This window comes from Acidithiobacillus sp. TH-A36 (assembly GCF_057473445.1).
The window spans coordinates 1-2553 of the sequence record NZ_JBYCKP010000160.1; the positions used below are offsets into that span (position 1 = coordinate 1).

At 52.4% G+C, this 2553-nt stretch carries 3 protein-coding genes; 2 read left to right on the forward strand and 1 reads right to left on the reverse strand.

Features of this window, described 5'->3' with window-relative positions; all coding sequences use genetic code 11:
* Positions 1-816, forward strand: an 816-nt coding sequence (locus tag AC2VLY_RS04340) for a phospholipase domain-containing protein (RefSeq protein WP_486892814.1), incomplete at its 5' end; no start/stop codon positions are given.
* 26 nt (positions 817-842) lie between these two features.
* Here the strand turns inward: AC2VLY_RS04340 and AC2VLY_RS04345 are convergent.
* The gene (locus AC2VLY_RS04345; RefSeq protein ID WP_486892813.1) at positions 843-1865 is read right to left on the reverse strand and encodes an Rpn family recombination-promoting nuclease/putative transposase; all 1023 of its coding nucleotides are present in this window, start codon (positions 1863-1865) and stop codon (positions 843-845) included.
* 119 nt (positions 1866-1984) lie between these two features.
* Between AC2VLY_RS04345 and AC2VLY_RS04350 the strand changes: the two genes are divergently transcribed.
* On the forward strand, positions 1985-2553 hold a 569-nt coding region (locus AC2VLY_RS04350), incomplete at its 3' end, for a TolC family protein (RefSeq protein ID WP_486921819.1).

Here is a 2553-nt window from a genome sequence, read left to right on the forward strand (position 1 = left end):
TTCGACCATACTTCCGTCATCCGCTTCATCGAAAAACGCTTCGGCGTCAGCGAACCCAACATCACTCCCTGGCGACGCGCCATTTGCGGTGATCTGACTTCGGCCTTTGACTTTTCACGCCCTGATGAGCGCAAGGTATCGCTGCCCAGTACCGCTAATTATGTAGCGACGGTACATCACGAATCCACATTGCCCGCTCCGCAAGTGCCCACAGAACAGGCCATTGCCATAGATCCTCAAGAAAGTGGCCTGCGCAAACGGCGGCCCCTCGCATACGCCACCGCTGTGCGGCTGGAAGCAACGCATCAGGGCGTCCGTCTACACCTGCATAACCCTTCTGAGTTGGGCGTCGTCTGCACCGCCTACTGGGATCACAGCCATCAACTTCCCCACCATTACACCCTGGGAGCAGGAGCCAAACTGGAAGACGAGATGATGCTGCCCAAGAATCAGAAGCTCGCGCTCACGGTTTATGGTCCGGACAGCTATATCCGCAAAATCACGGGTACGGGTCCTTCCACTTTGCACATTGATACGCAGGGAACCAGGCCTGGGGATATCCAGGTACTCTTGTATAACGCCGGTGCCGATACCTTGCCCATTGAAGTAACGGACCCGGCATACGGACAGGGCACTCGAAAAATCCAGTTGGCAGCAGGACAAACCCGGGAGCTGCACTGGAACCTGCAACCCAGTCACCACTGGTATGATCTGATGATTTCTACTCCTCAGCACCAGTGGCGTCTGGCGGGGCATATTGAAAACGGGGATGAGAGTTTCAGCGACCCGGCCAATGTAATACCGGTACTTGCCTGAAAATTGACTTTAGCCATGTGAAACGGTTAGTTGGAAAATATCTGATCCAATGTTAGCCCTTCCAACACCTGTTCACCCAGGCGCTCCAGCTCTTCCACACTGGCCGAGCTGATGCGTGCTTCAAATTCAGGGCGCAACGGACCAAAGCGCTTCTGCAACAATTTCCGCAACATCTGCTGTTCCCCTTGTTGCCTACCTTGTTGCCTACCTTGTTCTAATCCTTGTTCTAATCCTTGCTCTAATCCCTGTTCCATCCCTCGCTCCATGCCAAGACCGTAAGAAGGTAATTCGGTGATCAACACTTCGCTTAACATACTTTGTTCCTCCTTCACTACATCAAACAAATCCCGGTTAGTCGACAATATTTCGAGCATTTTCATATAGTCCCGAAATCGACCAGGAGCACCTTCAGTCAACACCTGCAAGCGACCGAGAATATGCCGAATAACCGCACGCGGCGAACGCCCCTTAAAATCACAAAGCACCGCCAACACCAAAGCATCCGGACTATCTTCGTCAAGCAGCCGGGTGCAGTCAATGCGGTGCATGTCCACAGTCTGGTATTGATACTCCAAGCCAGACTGCGTAATTCCCGAAGCCATACGCAGCGACTCCTTGCCAATATACAACAGTACCTGGCGAATCTCTTCCTCTGGCTGCTGAAGACACAGATCGCTGCGGTAACGCAGCATACGGCAGGGCATCTGCAAATCGTTATTATTTTGCACTTCTATATGCAGCAAGAAATGCCCGTCCTGGCCCCGCATGCGGGCGACCAAATCTGCCCTCCGCTCTTCCACACGAGGGTGACTACTTTCTACAATCTCGGCCTGCTCTACTTTCATATGCAGAAGTATGCGCGCTATATCCAAGGTAATGCGCTTGAGTAACTCCTTTGACACCACATCTTTTTCTTGCATCCGCAGCCTTTTTCTGGCGAGGTTTTCAGGGTGGAATAATAATAATAAATTCTGAAGGCTGGTGCAGTGGAATTTATTAATAGAGGCCGAACAGTGCCATAAATAAACGTTATAAGCTACAATGTTCAATATCATTCCTCGTCCCGCAAGAACAAGGTATCCGCAGCATGCGTCTTATCTGTAGCTTCCTGAACAAACCATTTTTGAGGGATCGCTTACGGAGCTGGTGCGAGGACATTCTGTGCTGTATGGCCGTTGGGATGCTCTTGAGCACCCAGACAGCCTCGGCAGCGCCTCTGGACATGCTGATTCACGATCCTTTTGATACCCGGGGATGGGTAAAGCAACCGCTGGGACAAAGCTGGCAAGATCCGCAACTACAGCTGCCCAAGACGGCTCTGCCGGGCACGCGCACTTTCGTAAAACCCCAAAGTCTTGCCGCATTGACCAATTATGCCCTGGCCCACAACCCGCAAACCCGGGTGGCCTATGAGAATTTACAGGCCTCTGCAGCAGGCTTGGGGGTCGCCGAATCTGCCTGGTTGCCGAGTATTTCCCTGAGTGACTCTGCGGCACGTTCCCAGAGCAATACCACAGCGGGTTTTAGCATTCCCATCATCAATAGCAATTCTGCGTCTCTTAGTCTGAGTTATGTACTGCTGGATTTTGGCCTACGTGCCGCGCAGAAAGACGGGGCGCTGGCTCAGTTATACATTTCCGGCTTTGATAACAATAGCGCGCTGACGAAAGTCGCTCTCAGCGTCACCCAGAATTACTACCAGCTCATTGGCGAGCAGGCGCTGGTTCGGGCTTATGC